Origin of the sequence: Halopseudomonas salegens (assembly GCF_900105655.1) — a bacterium.
GTDB lineage: Bacteria > Pseudomonadota > Gammaproteobacteria > Pseudomonadales > Pseudomonadaceae > Halopseudomonas > Halopseudomonas salegens.
This window is the reverse complement of sequence record NZ_LT629787.1, coordinates 730,548-748,197: the sequence shown is the minus strand read 5'-3', so window position 1 is coordinate 748,197 and position 17,650 is coordinate 730,548. Positions and strand designations below refer to the sequence as shown.

Below are 17,650 nucleotides of genomic sequence, written 5' to 3'. Positions count from 1 at the left end.
AACTGGACACTCAATCAACCAATGCCGAGGGTGGCCATTTGGCCTGCCCCGCATTGAACCAGTGATTTCCTGTAGCGAGAGAGCATGGGGCTGATCAAACTCATTATCCTGATAATCCTGATTGTGGCCTGCCTCACACTGTGGCGGCGCATTCAGGCCTGGCACGCAGCCAATCAGGCACCGTCGGCGGACCCGACAAAGCCACCATTGATGGTCCGCTGTCAGCACTGCCAGCTGCATTTGCCGCAAGATCAGGCGCTGCAGTCGGGGGAATACTGGTATTGCTGCCATGAGCACCGTGACGCAGATCATGAGTGATCCGGTCGACCTTCAACGCCCACGCATTCTGCGGGTCTATAACCTCTATCGGGTTATCCTCGGTTTCGGCCTTACCCTGCTGACCAACTCCGCTTTGCGCGGCGACCTGCTGCAACTGAGTAGTCCTGCCCTCTTTGACGCCATCAGTTGGTTGTATCTGTTCGTCAGCGTCCTGACTGCGCTTTTTCTCTACAAGGGCAAGCGCGATCTGCTGATTTTCTGCCTCACTGGCCTGGATATGCTGCTACTGGGCGTACTTTTCTATGCAGCTGGCGGCTCGGGCAGCGGCTTCGGCAATCTGCTGATCATTCCTGTCGCAGTGGCCAATGTCTTGCTGCATGGGCGTATCGGTCTGGTGTTGCCGGCAATCGCCAGTCTGCTGTTGATCTACCTGACTTTTTTTATCAGTCTCGCGCATCCCTCGATTCCCCAGAGTTATCTGCAAGTCGGCGTTCTTGGCTGCATTTACTTTGCTGTCGCCCTGTTCGTCCAGCGTCTCAGCCGACGCTTGCAGGTTTCCGAACGTCTGGCACAAAAACAGGCTGCCAGCCTGGCCAACCTTGAACAGCTCAATCAGCTGATTATCCAGCGTATGCGTACCGGCATCATGGTGACTGATGCCGACCAGCAGCTGCTGGTCGCCAACGAGGCCAGCGCCCAATTGCTCGGCAAGCCAATCCTTCGCGGTATGCGCTTGCACCAACTGGCACCTGAGCTGGAACAACGCCTGCAACAATGGCGACACAATCCATCTGCCCGACCTTCCGGCTTCCGCAACCACAGTGGCGGCGCCGAGTTGATGGCGAATTTCAAACACCTGTCGCAAGCCGACCGCTCAGTCTTGATCTTCCTGGATGACAACACTCAGGTAGCACAGCAGGCCCAGCAGCTGAAGCTTGCCTCCCTGGGCCGCTTGACCGCCAGTATTGCCCACGAAATCCGCAACCCGTTGGGAGCCATCAGCCACGCTGCGCAACTGTTGCGCGAGTCCGACGTGCAAGACAGCCAGGACCAACGCTTGCTGGACATCATTCAGCAGCAATCCAAGCGCATGAACGCAGTGATCGAAACCGTGCTGGAGCTTTCACGCCGACGCCCGAGCGAACCGCAACTGGTCGATCTGGCGCTCTGGCTGCATGAATATGCGCGTGACTTCCGACTTAGCCACCCGGCAGAAGACAACCTGTGCTGCGAGATCGAAAAGGAAGGCATTACGACCCGGATCGACCCCAATCAGCTGTCTCAGGTACTCAACAACCTGTGCCAGAATGCCCTGCGTTACAGCCCACTGATTGATGACAAACGCACTGTTTTCATCAACCTCTACCAACATCCGGAAACCGATAAACCGGTACTTGAAGTCATTGACCACGGCCCCGGCATCGATGAGGACAAGGTCGAGCAGATTTTCGAACCTTTCTATACCACTGAAGCCAGCGGCAATGGCCTGGGGCTGTATATCTGTCGTGAACTCTGCGAGAGCAACCAGGCCCGGCTGGAGTATGCCCCGGTAGAACCGCGGGGCAGTTGCATGCGCATAACCTTTGCGCATGCAAAACGGCTGGTATGATGGTGACAAACCAACAGGGAGTTGACGAACCGCGCAATGAGCAAACCCCTCGCACTGCTGATTGATGATGAGCCGGACATACTGGAGTTACTCGAGCTGACTCTGGGACGCATGCAGGTGGACGCCCGCAAGGCTAAAAACCAGGGCGAAGCACTGGCATTGCTCAAGACCGAGAGCTTCGCCATCTGCCTGACCGATATGCGGCTGCCAGACGGTGACGGCTTGCAGATCGTCAAGCATATCCAGCAGCACTACCCTCAAACACCGGTTGCCATGATTACCGCCTATGGCAGCCTTGATACCGCCATCAACGCGCTCAAGGCCGGGGCCTTTGATTTTCTGACCAAGCCGGTCGACCTGCAGCGGCTACGCGAACTGGTCAACCATGCGCTGCGCTTGCAGGTTACCTCACCCGCTACCAGTCAACCGGATATCGACGACCCTATCCTCGGTGAATCCGAGCCGATCGCCCGTCTGCGGCGACAAATCGGCAAACTGTCGCGCAGCCAGGCGCCTCTTTATATCAGTGGCGAATCAGGCAGCGGCAAGGAGTTGGTCGCCCGGCGAATTCATCAGTTAGGGCCGCGCAGTGAACAGCCCTTTGTCCCGGTCAATTGTGGGGCGATACCGGCAGAGTTGATGGAGAGCGAGTTCTTTGGTCACCGCAAGGGCAGTTTTACCGGCGCAGTGGCAGACAAGCCCGGGCTGTTTCAGGCGGCCAGCGGCGGCACTCTGTTTCTGGATGAGGTCGCCGACCTGCCACTGGCGATGCAGGTAAAACTGCTCCGTGCAATTCAGGAAAAGGCCGTGCGTCCGGTCGGCACACAACAGGAAGAGAGTGTCGACGTGCGCCTGCTGTGCGCCACTCACCGCGATCTGGCGGCTGAAGTCGCCGCCGGCAACTTTCGTCAGGATCTGTTCTATCGCATCAATGTCATCGAACTGAAAGTCCCACCGCTGCGAGAACGTCGCGAAGATATCCCGCTGTTGGCCACGCGTATCCTGCAGCGCCTGGCCGAGCGCAGCCACGACAGTCAGCCCGAGCTCAGCGTCGAAGCCCGCGAGCGATTACTCAATTACCGTTTCCCCGGCAATGTGCGTGAGCTGGAAAACATTCTCGAGCGCGCTTATACCCTGTGTGAAAGTGACTGCATAAATGCCGACGATATTCAGCTCAGCGGCACCAGCGCCAGCCCGGACAAAGCAGCTGCAGGGCTGGACCAGATCGACTCACTGGAAGACTACCTCGACAATATCGAGCGCAAGGCGCTGGAACATGCCCTGGAAGAAACCCGCTGGAACAAGACCGCTGCTGCCAAACGCCTGGGGCTGACCTTTCGTTCATTGCGCTACCGGCTGAAAAAGCTGGGCCTGGATGACTAGGAAGTCTCTGAAACACTAGGGAGCCTCAAAATGCTCATTCACCACGCGTAAACTGCGCTTTTTCGGCTGTTTTTGCCTTGCTGCACCTGCCTCGCCTACGTTTTTCAGAGGCTCCCTAGAGTGGCTGCAGCTGGCGTGCCGCTGCATAAGGCTCGGGCGCAATAATCGGCGGCTGTTGCAGCATCAGATCGACCAGCAAACGACAGGCCGCCGGAGCCAGCACCAGACCATTGCGGAAATGACCAGTATTCAGCCACAGGCCGGGTAACTGATCGACTGCACCAATCGCCGGGATGCCATCCGTCGATCCCGGACGCAATCCTGCCCACTGCATCACCGGACGCTGCTCGGCCAAATCAGGCAAGAGTCTGGCTGCCGAAGCCTCCAGGCTGATGGCCGCTTCGGCAGTGGTGGTTTTGTCATAACCGGCATATTCAAGGGTACTGCCAACCAGGATATGACCATCACGGCGCGGTATTGCATAGCGCCCCTGATACAACACCATGGTCGATAACCAGCCGGGGGCGGCCTTGTACAACAACATCTGACCCTTGACCGGCTGCACCGGCAGCTGCCAACCCGCCTGCGCCAACAGATCCCCACTCCATGCCCCTGCCGCCAGAACCACCGCATCAGCCAGTATCTCGCCCTCGGCTGACTGCACTCCGCAAACGCGTCCATTGGCCTGCTGCAAACCCAGCACAGGTGTGTGCTCGTGCAGAGAAAAATCGGCGAATTGCAGTAACCGTGCCTTGAGCGCTGCAAGTAAACGCGGGTTGCGAACATTACCCAGATCGGCCTGCCATAACGCCTGGGTAAAACCCGGTGCCAACTGCGGCACCCGCTGATATACCTGGGTTGCCGACAACTGATCCAGAGGCTGCTGCTGCGCTTGCGCCCAGGCCAGCGCCTGCTCGCTTTCCGCGTGATCCAGCCAGAGCAGGCCGGTACTGCTGACTTCCGGGTCCAACCCTGTGGCGGCGAACAACTCCTGCGCCAACTGAGGATAAAAGCCCTGCGACCAATAGGCCAATGCGCTGATTGCTGCCGGATAGCGCCATGGGTAAAGCGGTGAAACAATTCCACCACCCGCCCATGAAGACTCACGACCAAATTCCTGACGCTCCAACAGGGTTACCGATACCCCCTGCTGCAACAGATTGAGTGCGGTGAGACCACCGATGATACCGCCGCCAATCACGATACAGCTTTGCATACCCCTCCCCCTATAATGTAGCAACAGGCAATCTTGCGTCTGTCAGGCTTACCCCACGATGGCACTCGCGCGTCAGTTGCTCGGCATCGACCAATGTCGACCGTTCTCAACCTGTCGCCGCAATCAATAAACCGGTATGATACGCCCATCTGAACTGTGCTACCGACCCTGAGACGGCTTTTTTCCGCGACTCAAGGTCACAGCTCTGCAAGGCCGCGCCTTTCCTCTGGCTGCTGCAGCCGCCATGGGAAACTCTCGAACATCGCCCACCAGGCAATATGGAGCGGGACCGCATCATATCCCCGCGCGTCAGCCATCAGACTGTCGGCAAGTCATCAGATGCCTTTTACCTTTACCCCCAAGAGGCGACATGTAAATGACGGCAAAAAAAGTTGATGTACTGCTGGTTGGTGGCGGCGTAATGAGCGCCACGCTGGGCATGCTGCTGAAGCAGCTGGACCCGGAAATGCGTATTGTCCTCGTAGAGCGGCTCGATCATGTCGCCCACGAAAGCACCGACGGCTGGAACAATGCGGGTACCGGTCATGCTGGCTACTGCGAACTCAATTACACGCCTCAGGCCGACGATGGCAGTATTGCCATTGACCGTGCTCTGGCTATCAATGCTTCCTTTGAAGTCACTCTGCAGTTCTGGTCCAGCCTGGTCGAACAGAATATCCTGCCGAGCCCGAAAAAGTTCATCAACCCGACGCCGCACCTCAGCTTCGTGTGGGGAGAGAAAGACGTCGAATTCCTGCGTCAGCGTCATCAATTGTTGAGTCAACACCACCTGTTCAAGGATATGGTGTTCAGCGACTCTGCTGACCAGTTGGCTGAGTGGATGCCTCTGGTCATGCAGAACCGCAACGATGGAAAACCAGTCGCAGCAACCCGGGTTGCCTATGGCTCGGATGTCGATTTCGGCTCACTGACCCGCAGCATGATCAGTTGGTTGCAAGAGCAGCCGAATTTCGATTTGCACCTCAAACACTCGGTCACCACCCTGCGCAAGAGCCGCAAGGGTTTCTGGCGGGTAGAAGTTGAAGACGAAAACAGCGGCGAAGAGAAAAAATTCGAGGCCGATTTCGTTTTCCTTGGTGCCGGGGGCGGCTCCCTCCCACTGCTGCAAAAATCCAACATTGATGAAAGCCGTGGTTATGGCGGCTTCCCGGTCAGCGGTCAGTGGCTGGTCTGTCAGCAGGAAGATGTCGTCAAGCAGCATCGCTCCAAGGTCTACGGCAAGGCACCCGTCGGTGCCCCACCGATGTCGGTACCGCATCTTGATACCCGTATCATCAATGGCAAACCCGCCCTGCTCTTTGGCCCCTTTGCCGGCTTCACCACGAAATTCCTCAAGCAAGGCTCATTTTTCGATCTGTTTTCCTCGGTCAAACGCTACAACGTCAAGCCGATGCTTGGCGTCGGCCGTGACAACATGGACCTGACCCGCTACCTCATTGGCGAGTCATTCCAGTCGCACAAGGACCGGGTGGCGTCTCTGCGCAACTATTTCCCCGAAGCCAGAGAAGAGAACTGGCGGCTGCAGGATGCCGGCATGCGCGTGCAGATCATCAAGAAAAATGCCCAGGGCCATGGAAAACTGGAATTCGGTACTGAAATCGTTGCCGCCAAAGATGGCACCCTGGCCGCGCTGCTCGGTGCCTCACCCGGGGCCTCGACAGCGGTTCAGGCCATGATCGACGTGCTTGAACGCTGTTTCAGCGACCGCTTGCAGAGTAGCGAATGGCAAAGCCGTATCCGCGACCTGATTCCGTCTTACGGGCAATCACTGGTCAAGGATGGCGCGCTTCTGGATGAAGTGCGTGAACGTACTTTGCGTACTTTGCAATTGCAGCGTGATTAGCCAACAGTCAGGCCCGGTCAAGTAACTGACCGGGCTTTCAACGCATCGTCTGATCCAGATTTACCCCTGCCGCTCGCAGCTCGGCAATCGCCGCATCCAGGCGCTCACGCAGCTCCAGATAATCATCCCTCTCGCGTGAAATCACCAGGCGCAGAGGGCGCTCGGTGACCAGAATATTCGGTGGCGGCTCGATACCCAGACGCCTGCTCGCCGGAATCACCTGACTGCGATAATTCAGCAAATAGTCACCACGCCCCATCATCAACATCTGTAGCGCACCGGTATGACTGCTGCTGCGATGCAGCCGAATGTTCAGTGCCGGGTTGTTCAAGGTGCGCAGCAGTGCGTCGGTGTAGGCAAAATTGGTAACAAGAATGACCTGCCGGCCACGCAGGCTGTCTGGCCACAGCGGTGGCGCCTGTCCCGGTCGATGGTACAGATTGATGCCTACCAGCCCCAGATGCTCGTCTGACTCGATGACGAAAGGCTCCAGATCAGAGCCTTCAAGCAGTCCAGGCCAGATATCTATCTGACCACTGCGCAATCCACGCCGCAGGCGGGCTACCGGTAGAACCTGACTGTGAAAAGAGTAACCCGCCGTAGTCACGATCAACTCCAGCGTACTGACCATGCTGCCAACCGGACGATGCTCGGCATCCAGCTCCGAGTAGCCGGGGAACAACAGAAAACCCAAGCGGACGGGTTCAGTGGCCATAACCAAAGGTGTTGTTGTCAGCCACACAACCAGAACCAGCAAGAAACTGCCTAATACTTGCATGCATGCTCACTCTTCAGGATTCAGCTGCTCATCCACAAGTGTAAGCATAGTAGCCCGGTGATAAGCCGGCAAAGTGTGCAACAGAGAAAACCTGACGAGGCCGGTCAGCGGCGCCGAAGACCCCCTGCGCCGGGCGACGCAGGGGAGGTGGGGAAACAATCAGTCGACATATACCGGATGACGGGCACAGATGGCTTCCACCTGACCACGCACCCTGTCGATCACACTGTCATCGCCCATATTGTCGAGAATGTCGCAGATCCAGCCAGCCAGATCGGCGCAGTCCTGAGCATTGAAACCGCGGGTAGTTACCGCAGGCGTACCGATACGCAGGCCTGAGGTCACAAAAGGCGAGCGCGGATCGTTCGGCACAGCGTTCTTGTTCACCGTAATATGCGCCCGACCCAGGGCGGCATCGGCGTCTTTGCCGGTGATGTCCTGTTTGATCAACGAGAGCAGGAACAAGTGGTTCTCGGTGCCACCGGAAATCACATCAAAGCCGCGCTCGATAAACACGGCAGCCATGGCCTGGGCGTTTTTCACTACCTGCTGCTGGTAAGCCTTGAACTCGGGCGTCATGGCATCCTTGAAGCAGATGGCCTTGGCCGCGATCACATGCATCAAGGGGCCACCCTGGCCACCGGGAAAAACTGCCGAATTCAGTTTCTTCTCCAGCGTTTCATTGGCACGGGCCAGAATCAGGCCACCACGCGGGCCGCGCAGTGTCTTGTGCGTGGTCGTGGTCACCACGTCAGCGTGCGGCACCGGGTTGGGATACACGCCAGCTGCAACCAGACCGGCTACGTGGGCCATATCCACCAGCAGGTAGGCACCCACCTTGTCGGCAATCGCGCGGAAACGCGGGAAATCGAGCACCTGGGAGTAGGCGGAGAAGCCAGCGATGATCATCTTCGGCTTGTGCTCCAGCGCCAGCGCCTCGATCTCGTCATAATCGATCAGGCCGGTTTCCGTGTTGATGCCATATTGCACCGCATGGTAATGCTTGCCGGAAAAGTTGACCGTAGCGCCATGAGTCAGGTGACCACCGTGGGCCAGGCTCATGCCCAGTACGGTGTCGCCCGGCGTCAGCAGCGCCTGAAAGACAGCGGCATTGGCTTGCGAACCGGCGTGCGGTTGTACATTGGCGTAATCGGCACCAAACAGTTGCTTGGCACGATCGATAGCCAGTTGCTCGGCCACATCAACGTATTCGCAACCGCCATAGTAGCGCTTGCCCGGGTAACCTTCGGCATACTTGTTGGTCAGCACCGATCCCTGCGCCTGCATGATCGCCGGACTGGTATAGTTCTCGGATGCGATCAGCTCGATGTGGGCTTCCTGACGCTTGACTTCCTGCTGCATGGCAGCCCAGAGTTCGGCATCGACGGCGGCAATATCGTTGGAACGGCTAAACATGACTCGGCCCCCTGCTAGGACGTTCGAAAAAGAGGCCGCATTTTACCTCATCGGGGCGCAACTGGCACATGAAAAGCACGCCACTTGACCATGAGTTTGTTGCAAGCCGATAAGTACTGCTGGCAACCGCCGCTTACGGGCCGGACAAGGCCACAGCAAAAAAACGCTCGGCAGGCAATGGATGACCGAGATAGAAGCCTTGCACTTCATCACAATCCAGCTCGCAAAGGCGCTGTAACTGGGCCTGGGTTTCCACACCTTCGGCAATCACCCGCAATCGCAGACTGCGCCCGAGCGCAATGATGGCCTCCACCAGACGGGCATCGGCCCCGTCCTGATCGATCGGCGCAATGAAACTGCGGTCAATTTTCAGGGTGTCGATCGGAAAATCCTTGAGGTAGCTCAGAGATGAGTAGCCGGTACCAAAGTCATCCACCGCAATACTGACGCCCAGGGCATTGAGCCGCCGCAGGGTACGCATAGTGCCCACAACATCGTCCAGCAGTATGCTTTCAGTCAGTTCCAGTTCGATCCACTGCGGATTGATCGCGTGCCGTTGCAAGGCAGCAGCCACCTGCTCCACCAGCCCGCCCTCAATAAACTGACGGCCTGAAAGATTGATGGCCAGACGCGGAAGCTTCTGCCCCGCCGCATGCCAGTCGGCCAGCTGCCGGCAGGCAGTATCCAGTACCCAATCCCCCAAGGCGCCAATCAACCCGATCTCTTCGGCAATCGGTACGAACACCGCCGGTGATACCGCGCCACGTTGCGGGTGCTGCCAGCGCAACAAGGCCTCGGCACCCACCAGCCGCCCTTCCAGGCAATCAAATTGTGGCTGGTAATGCAAAGTGAACGCATTGTCGAGCAAAGCCCGTCGCAGGTCATTTTCCAGCGCCAGACGCTCCAGTGCGCGATCATTCATGTCCCGCTGGAAGAACTGGAAATTGTTTTTGCCGATATCCTTGGCATGGTACATAGCCGTATCAGCGTGCTTGAGCAGGCTTTCGGCATCCTGATCATCCTGGGGATAGAGCGCGATACCAATGCTGGCACTGATGAAAAATTCCCGCTCCTGCAGAATGAAAGCCGGTGTCAGTGCTGCAAGGACTTTTTCAGCCACATGCACGCTGGTCGACATGGCCTCTTCGCGCCCGCGAATGCCGCTCAGCAAGAGGGTAAATTCATCACCACCCATCCGTGCCACGGTATCGCTCTCACGCACGCACTGACGCAAACGTTGCGCCACCTGCTTGAGCATCACATCGCCAGCGGCATGACCGAGGGTGTCATTGATCGGCTTGAAGCGATCCAGATCCATGAACAGCACCACCACCCACTCCTGCCGACGGGCAGCCAGTTGCAGTGCTGAATTGATACGGTCCTGGAATAATGTCCGGTTGGGCAGACCGGTTAACGGATCATAGTAGGCAAGACTTTCGATCCGCGCTTCACTCGCCTTGCGCTCACTGACATCGACAAAAAAGCTGACATAACTGACCAGATCACCTTCATGATCGTACACTGCGTTGATCCCGCTCCAGGACGGGAATGCCTCCCCCGAACGCCGGCGATACCAGACTTCACCCTCCCAGCGCCCTTCTTTCAACAAGGTTTGCTGCAGGTTGCGATAGAAACCCGGGGAATACTCATCGACGATAAACATATCCGGCTGCTGATCGATGACATCCTCTGCCGAGTAGCCGGTAATCTGGGTGAAGTTGGCATTTACCTGCACGATATATCCCGCCGGATCAGTCACCACAATGGCACCCGTGGTGTTTTCGAACACGGTCGCCGCCATGCGCAAACGGTTTTCGGTGCGCCGTTGCTCACTGATATCCCGGGCAATGCCAAGCAGGCCCAGAAACTCACCCAAAGGCCCCCACATAAGACTGATGCGCATCTCGATCGGGCATTTGTGTCCATCGGCCCGAATGCAGTCGAAAGTGATTTGCCGGCGCATGCCTTCTTGACGCAAACGGAGCGACGCCTTGGCATCTTTGACCTGGGGCGCAAGCTCACGCAACAGATCGGCCATGAACAACCTGTAGCGCTCATCCGCCACCACACTGACAAAGCCTTCACGAATCAACTGTTCGGGCTGGTAGCCCAGCTGATGCACTACCGAAGGGCTGATGTAATCCAATTGGAAGTGCGGATCAGTCGACCAGATTACATCGGTAATATTTTCCGCCAGTAACCGATAGCGCTGCTCACTTGCCTCCAGACGCTCGTTATCGCGGGTTTGTTGAGTCACATCGCGGACGACGCCAATCACCTGCTTTACTCGACCATCACTGAAGCGGGACAACACCCGGGCGCGCAGATTGAACCAGTGCCAGCCTTCGGTTTTGTGCTGCCAGCGAACGCGCCATTCCAATACCTGATCAGCAACCAGGGTATGCAGCATGTTGCGATTGGCTTGCATGTACTCCAGATCATCCGGGTGCAGCATGTCGTCGCGGTAATTCGGGGGCAACCGGGCAATTTCCTCCTCGCTGTACCCCAACACTTCCGCCAGAGGGCGATTACTGAAACTGAATTGATTGTTACGCACGTCGCGGACAAAGACCACATCGGGTACCGCTTTGACCACACTGGCCCAAAAGCGCTCACGTTCCTTGATCGCCTTTTCAGCCTTGCGCCGCTCAGTAATGTCAGAAAGACTCAAGGGAACCGCGCGGTAGTCACTGACCCGGGCGGGCAAACGCATCACCATCCAGACGTAGCGAATCGCTCCATCCAGACGTTGCACGATAGTATTGAGCTCAAGCAGTGGCCGCTGTTCCAGCACGGCGAGTATCAGTTGGTAACGGGCACCCGTTTTGCGTAAATCAGGATCCCGTTGCATGAGACGCTGCAGGTCGGCGACCGAGCTTGCTCCGAACAACTGCAAAGCCAGGGGATTGGCATCAATGATCTGCACCTGCTGAACCAGCTCATGCTGCCGCAGCGGGTTGCCCGTCAACCAGTCATCCAATGCCTTCTGGTCCGCAATACCGTTACGCTGCAGAAATGGCGGCAAAGCCGACAGATCGAACAGAAACAACGACAAACCAACGCCATTGAATACATTATCAAAACGCCGCTGCTGATAAGCCAGGCGACGAGCAAGACGACGCCGGCGAGACTCGAGCAGCCACAGGGTCAGCAGGCTGCCCGCAAGCAACACAATCAGGGAAAGGCTCAGACTATCCACGGTCACTCCCGTTGGCCGCAGAAATGCCTGACAAGCTGGAGCACACATTATTATGGTTGTTGTGCAAGCGCGTCGCCTCTCAAGGATGATGATTGCATTTTGCCGTCATATATCTCAGGGCTCAAGCCCGCTGAACAGCGATGTCAGCCTTTACGTTCAACATCAGTCAGTACCGAACTCAGCCTACACTGTTGACTCATGGCTTAACGCTTTGTTCTCTGCGAGGTTGAACCGTCGCTCAATAGCTTAACAGTATCCATTGACTTGGCATCATAGTGACACCCGAAGCGGCGTATTCTCAAGGGCAAAGCAAGGGCATCCATCGGGCCTTGTTCCTGCGGATAGAAGTGCCGCACCGGGGATAAAAATCCGCGCGCCCGCCTGGTTGAAACAAGGCCCCTTGGCCGGCTTGGCCGACGATAACGACTATACGCCACACCAGCACCGGCAGTTAATCGACAAGCGCATTGGCCGCGGGCATGATCTGTCATGCCAGCCCTGCTGCAGGCGTTTGCTCTGCAGCCTCAGTTAAGCTAGCCTTGCCCGCAATTGTTGGCCCATGCCAAGCGGGCCAACGCACTGTTTCCACGTTCTATCTCCACAGGTTCAAGCCATGGCTCAATACGTATACAGCATGCACCGGGTAAGCAAGGTCGTGCCCCCGAAGCGTCAGATTCTCAAGGATATTTCCCTGTCATTTTTCCCCGGCGCCAAAATCGGCGTATTGGGTCTGAATGGGGCCGGTAAATCCACCCTGCTGCGCATCATGGCCGGGGTCGATACCGAGATCGACGGCGAAGCACGCCCGATGCCGGGCATCAAGGTCGGCTACCTGCCACAGGAGCCTGAGCTGGATCCGAACAAGACCGTACGTGATATCGTGGAAGAAGCCGTCAGCGAGATCAAGGATGCTCAGGAACGCCTGGATGCCGTGTATGCCGCCTATGCCGAGCCGGATGCCGACTTTGATGCTCTGGCTGCCGAACAGGCCAAGCTGGAAGCCATTCTGCAGGCCTCCGACGGGCATAACCTGGAACGGCAACTGGAAGTCGCCGCCGACGCCCTGCGCCTGCCGGCCTGGGATGCGGAAATCGGTCACCTGTCCGGTGGTGAAAAGCGCCGCGTCGCCTTGTGCCGCCTGTTGCTGTCAGCCCCTGACATGCTGCTGCTGGACGAACCAACCAACCACCTGGATGCCGATTCGGTCGCCTGGCTTGAGCGCTTCCTGCACGATTTCAGCGGTACCGTGGTCGCCATTACCCACGACCGCTATTTCCTCGACAATGTCGCCGGCTGGATTCTCGAGCTGGACCGCGGCATGGGCATTCCCTTTGAAGGCAATTACTCCCAGTGGCTGGAATCCAAGGCCGCTCGCCTGAGCCAGGAAGCCAAGCAGGAAGCCTCACATGCCAAGGCAATGAAAGCCGAACTGGAATGGGTGCGCCAGGGCGCCAAGGGCCGCCAGTCCAAGTCCAAGGCACGCATGCAGCGTTTTGAGGAGCTGCAGTCCCAGGAATTCCAGAAGCGCAGTGAAACCAATGAAATCTATATCCCGGCCGGCCCGCGCCTGGGTGACAAGGTCATCGAGCTGCACAATGTCAGCAAGGGCTATGGCGACCGCCAACTGATCGACAATCTCAGCCTCAGCGTGCCCAAGGGCGCAATCATCGGCGTCATTGGTGGTAACGGCGCGGGTAAATCCACCCTGTTCCGCATGCTGACCGGCAAGGAACAACCGGACAGCGGCAGCATCGAGATTGGCGACAGTGTGCAGATTGCCAGCGTCGATCAGAGCCGTGACAGCCTGGACGGCAACAAGACCGTGTGGGAGCAAGTGTCCGATGGCTTCGACATGATCAAGATCGGCAACTATGAAGTGCCCTCGCGCGGCTATGTCGGACGCTTCAACTTCAAGGGCGGCGACCAGCAGAAATTCGTCAAGGAGCTGTCCGGTGGTGAGCGCGGACGCCTGCACCTCGCACTGACGCTGAAACAGGGTGCCAACGTGCTGCTGCTCGACGAGCCGTCCAACGATCTCGACGTGGAAACTCTGCGAGCACTGGAGGAAGCCCTGCTCGACTTCCCCGGCTCGGCCATCGTGATTTCGCACGATCGCTGGTTCCTTGATCGCATTGCCACGCATATCCTGTCCTATGAGGATGATGCTCAGGTAGTTTTCTTCGAAGGCAACTACACCGAGTTCGAGGCTGATCGCAAAAAACGTCTGGGGGAGGCGGCAGCCCAGCCACACCGGGTCCGCTACAAGAAACTGGCGTGAAGGATAAACTGGCACCTTGCCTGCATGACAGGGTGTCAGGCCTCACAAGCACCTGATTGGTGCATTGCCATGGTGTTGCTGAAGCCATGCAAACACCAGCGATAAAAGGTCCAGAGCCACAGGAACAGGCAGAAATGCACCGGAAACGTGCGCTGAGTTTCCGTGCAGCACTATTTCGAAGCATGGCGCGCTCTGCTAGAGTTGCGCCCTTTCGACTCAATTATGCCCAAAGAGATTCCTGATCATGACTGATACCCTTGGCGCCTGTCTGGCTCACCTGAAGCTGCGTGACCCGGATCAACCTGAGTTCCACCAAGCTGCCGAGGAAGTTCTGGCCAGCTTGTGGCCCTTTCTGCAAGCCAACCCGAAATACCTGAATAGCGGCATCATTGAACGTCTTGTCGAACCTGAACGCGTGATCATGTTTCGCGTATCCTGGGTGGATGATCAAGGCCAGGTGCACGTAAACCGTGGTTATCGGGTGCAGATGAACAGTGCCATTGGTCCTTACAAGGGCGGTTTGCGCTTCCACCCGTCAGTCAATCTCGGCGTACTCAAGTTTCTCGCTTTTGAGCAGGTATTCAAGAATGCACTGACCACCTTGCCCATGGGTGGCGGCAAGGGCGGGTCGGATTTTGACCCCAAAGGCAAGAGCGATGGCGAAGTCATGCGTTTCTGTCAGGCGTTCATGACCGAGCTGTCACGCCACATTGGAGCCGACCTCGACGTGCCGGCCGGTGACATTGGCGTTGGCGCACGCGAAATCGGCTTCATGTATGGCCAGTACAAACGCATCCGCAATGAATTTACCTCGGTGTTGACCGGCAAGGGCATCAGCTATGGCGGCAGCCTGATCCGCCCGGAAGCCACCGGCTATGGCACTGTGTACTTTGCCGAAGAAATGCTCAAGGAACGAAATGACAGCTTTGCCGGCAAACGGGTGACCATTTCCGGCTCAGGCAATGTCGCACAGTATGCTGCGCTCAAGGTCATGGATCTGGGCGGTTTGGTGATTTCCTTTTCCGATTCTGGCGGCACTCTGTACAACCCGGATGGCTTCAGCATGGAACACTGGAATCAGGTTATGGCACTGAAAAACGAGCGGCGCGGGCGCCTGGAAGAAATTGCCGGGGAGCTCAACCTGGAGTTCTTTGCCAAACAGACGCCATGGCACTTGCCTTGTGATGTCGCCCTGCCCTGCGCAACCCAGAACGAACTGAACGAATCCGATGCGGAAACGCTGGTCAACAATGGCTGCATCTGCGTTGCCGAAGGAGCCAATATGCCTTCGACCCTGAAAGCGGTCGACGTCTTTCTCGCGGCCCGCATTCTGTTTGCTCCCGGCAAGGCGGCCAACGCTGGCGGCGTAGCCGTCAGCGGCCTGGAAATGAGCCAGAATGCCATGCGCCTGGCGTGGACCGATGGCGAGGTTGACGAAAAGCTGCATGCCATTATGCAGTCCATCCACGCCGCCTGTGAACGCTATGGCAAGCAGGATGATGGTTTTATCAACTACGTCAAAGGCGCCAATATTGCCGGTTTCGTCAAGGTGGCCGACGCCATGCTGGCCCAGGGTATAGTCTGATTTCTTGCAAAACCAAGCGCCCGGTAGATACGCGCCGGGCCAAATACCCGCTATAGTTCAGGTAGATACTGCCTGATGTTGGAGATTGACCATGAGCGATGACAGACGCCGCTTCACACGCATCCCCTTTGATGCGGCGACTTACCTGCAACAGGATGACTGGCAACTGCCGGTGCGACTGGTAGATGTTTCCCTGCGCGGCTTGCTGGTACTGCAACCGGATAACTGGGAGCAGAGTCGCCGCCAACAGCCATTTATTGCCATTATCGAGCTGGCCGAAGGCAGCCAGATACGCATGGAAGTGCGCCTGGCACATGCCGAGGAAGGCCTGCTTGGCTTTCAGTGCGAACACATCGATCTGGATTCCATCAGCCACCTGCGCCGGCTGGTGGCGCTCAATCTGGGCGACGAAAACCTGTTGGAGAGAGAGCTGGGCGCCCTCATCTAAACCCGCTGAAGGCTGGAAAATCATGCCTGGGTGCAATGCCAGAAACAGACATCGCCCAGAACTGCAGCCCTGGCCCATCAACCCACGCCAATATCAGGCTTCAAGCTTCCGGCTTCAAACCTCAAGGGTCTTTTCCTTTTCAATCGAACACCGCATTCAACGCCTCATCCAACCGGGTAACCCCGATCACCGTCATGCCCTTGGGTGAGTCCTTGGGGGCGTTGGCCTTGGGCACGATGGCGCGGGTAAAGCCATGCTTGGCAGCTTCCTTAAGGCGTTCCTGGCCGCTGGGTACCGGGCGTACCTCACCTGACAACCCCAGCTCTCCAAACACCATCAGATCCATTGGCAAGGGGCGGTTGCGCAGGCTCGACATCACGGCGGCAATCAACGCCAGGTCAGCGGCGGTCTCCAGCACCTTGACTCCGCCCACTACGTTGACAAACACGTCCTGATCATAGGTGGCCACACCACCATGACGGTGCAGTACAGCAAGCAACATGGCCAGGCGGTTCTGGTCCAGGCCCAGGGTGACCCGGCGCGGATTGCCCAGGTGACTGCTATCCACCAGGGCCTGCACTTCTACCAGCATCGGCCGCGAGCCTTCCCAGGTCGACATCACCACGCTGCCAGGGATGGGTGCTTCGTAGCGCGAGAGAAAAATCGCCGAAGGGTTGGCCACTTCCTTCAGTCCCTTGTCGGTCATGGCGAACACACCCAGCTCGTTGATCGCACCAAAACGGTTTTTCACCGCCCGCAACATGCGTAAGCGGCCATCAGCCTCGCCTTCGAAATAGAGCACGGTATCAACCATATGCTCGAGCACCCGCGGGCCGGCCAGGGCACCTTCCTTGGTCACATGACCAACGAGAAAGATCGCCGTATTGCTTTGTTTGGCAAAACGCACCAGCAGGGCCGCACTTTCTCGCACCTGCGCGACGCCGCCAGGAGCCGACTGCAGTTGTTCGGTAAATATGGTCTGGATCGAATCAACCACCATAACCGCAGGCTTTTCCCGTTGCGCGGTAGCGATAATGCTCTCGATGCAGGTTTCGGTCATCACCCGCAGTCGATCTTCCGGCAGACTCAAGCGGCGCGCTCGCATGGCTACTTGCTGCTGAGACTCTTCACCGGTGATATACAGCGCCGGAATGTCCTGGGCCAGACGACACAGGGTCTGCAACAGAATGGTTGATTTGCCGATACCCGGGTCGCCACCAATCAGCACCACGGAGCCCGGCACCAACCCCCCACCCAGTACGCGATCCAGCTCGGAAGAGCCGCTGGCCTGACGTGGAACCTCGACACTGGAGACTTCCGCCAGGGTTTTCACCTCGGCCTGCTGCCCGGCCCAATTGCTCACACGTGCAGAGCTACCGCCAGTCGGTGTAGTGTCGATCACGGTCTCGACCAGGGAGTTCCAGGCCTTGCACTCACCACACTGACCGGCCCACTTGGTAAAGGTGGCACCACATTCTGTGCAGCCATAGAGTCGCTTTGCTTTGGCCATCGGGGCGTCGAGTCTCCGTCTTGGGCAACCACCATGGTCGCGAAAAACAGCAGACTACTATCACCGGGTCAATGGAACAATCTTA

General features: G+C 57.6%; 12 protein-coding genes. 7 read left to right on the top strand and 5 right to left on the bottom strand.

Annotated features, from left to right (window positions below; all coding sequences use genetic code 11):
- The first annotated feature begins 84 nt into the window (after positions 1-84).
- From BLU07_RS17950 to BLU07_RS03325, 3 genes are read left to right on the top strand one after another with little or no spacing between them, the layout of a single operon-like run.
- Entirely contained in the window at positions 85-318 is a 234-nt protein-coding gene (locus tag BLU07_RS17950) for a PP0621 family protein (RefSeq protein WP_092384145.1), read from the top strand.
- Positions 290-1,888: a sensor histidine kinase gene (locus BLU07_RS03330; RefSeq protein ID WP_231701677.1), complete on the top strand. Its 1,599-nt coding sequence runs from the start codon at positions 290-292 to the stop codon at positions 1,886-1,888. The genes BLU07_RS17950 and BLU07_RS03330 overlap by 29 nt, the downstream gene beginning before the upstream one ends.
- A 36-nt stretch (positions 1,889-1,924) precedes the next feature.
- Positions 1,925-3,271: a sigma-54-dependent transcriptional regulator gene (locus BLU07_RS03325; RefSeq protein WP_092384141.1), complete on the top strand. Its 1,347-nt coding sequence runs from the start codon at positions 1,925-1,927 to the stop codon at positions 3,269-3,271.
- A 115-nt stretch (positions 3,272-3,386) separates the two neighbouring features.
- Here BLU07_RS03325 and thiO read toward each other — a convergent pair whose 3' ends face one another.
- Positions 3,387-4,487, bottom strand: coding sequence for a glycine oxidase ThiO (thiO, locus tag BLU07_RS03320; protein ID WP_092384139.1), 1,101 nt, complete (start codon positions 4,485-4,487; stop codon positions 3,387-3,389).
- Between the two features lie 376 nt (positions 4,488-4,863).
- Between thiO and mqo the strand changes: the two genes are divergently transcribed.
- Positions 4,864-6,351, top strand: coding sequence for a malate dehydrogenase (quinone) (gene mqo / locus BLU07_RS03315; protein ID WP_092384137.1), 1,488 nt, complete (start codon positions 4,864-4,866; stop codon positions 6,349-6,351).
- A 37-nt stretch (positions 6,352-6,388) separates the two neighbouring features.
- Here the strand turns inward: mqo and BLU07_RS03310 are convergent, their stop codons facing one another.
- From BLU07_RS03310 to BLU07_RS03300, 3 genes are all read right to left on the bottom strand, one after another.
- A complete protein-coding gene (locus tag BLU07_RS03310) occupies positions 6,389-7,129 on the bottom strand; it encodes a substrate-binding periplasmic protein (RefSeq protein WP_092384135.1) in 741 nt (246 codons plus the stop codon).
- A 159-nt stretch (positions 7,130-7,288) separates the two neighbouring features.
- Positions 7,289-8,545 carry a serine hydroxymethyltransferase gene (gene glyA, locus BLU07_RS03305; RefSeq protein WP_092384133.1) on the bottom strand — a complete coding sequence of 419 codons (1,257 nt, stop codon included), beginning with the start codon at positions 8,543-8,545 and terminating at the stop codon, positions 7,289-7,291.
- A gap of 133 nt (positions 8,546-8,678) precedes the next feature.
- Positions 8,679-11,744, bottom strand: a complete 3,066-nt coding sequence (locus BLU07_RS03300) for a bifunctional diguanylate cyclase/phosphodiesterase (RefSeq protein ID WP_172830086.1) — start codon at positions 11,742-11,744, stop codon at positions 8,679-8,681.
- A 613-nt stretch (positions 11,745-12,357) separates the two neighbouring features.
- Between BLU07_RS03300 and ettA the strand changes: the two genes are divergently transcribed.
- The 3 genes from ettA (at position 12,358) to BLU07_RS03285 (ending at position 16,055) form a co-directional block, all read left to right on the top strand.
- The gene (gene ettA / locus BLU07_RS03295) at positions 12,358-14,022 is read left to right on the top strand and encodes an energy-dependent translational throttle protein EttA (protein WP_092384128.1); all 1,665 of its coding nucleotides are present in this window, start codon (positions 12,358-12,360) and stop codon (positions 14,020-14,022) included.
- A 244-nt stretch (positions 14,023-14,266) separates the two neighbouring features.
- Positions 14,267-15,607 (top strand): NADP-specific glutamate dehydrogenase, encoded by a 1,341-nt coding sequence (gene gdhA / locus BLU07_RS03290; protein ID WP_092384126.1) that lies wholly within the window; start codon positions 14,267-14,269, stop codon positions 15,605-15,607.
- A 91-nt stretch (positions 15,608-15,698) separates the two neighbouring features.
- Positions 15,699-16,055, top strand: coding sequence for a PilZ domain-containing protein (locus tag BLU07_RS03285; protein ID WP_092384124.1), 357 nt, complete (start codon positions 15,699-15,701; stop codon positions 16,053-16,055).
- Positions 16,056-16,194: 139 nt separating this feature from the next.
- Here BLU07_RS03285 and radA read toward each other — a convergent pair whose 3' ends face one another.
- Positions 16,195-17,565 carry a DNA repair protein RadA gene (gene radA, locus BLU07_RS03280; protein WP_092384122.1) on the bottom strand — a complete coding sequence of 457 codons (1,371 nt, stop codon included), beginning with the start codon at positions 17,563-17,565 and terminating at the stop codon, positions 16,195-16,197.
- Between the last annotated feature and the right edge of the window lie 85 nt (positions 17,566-17,650).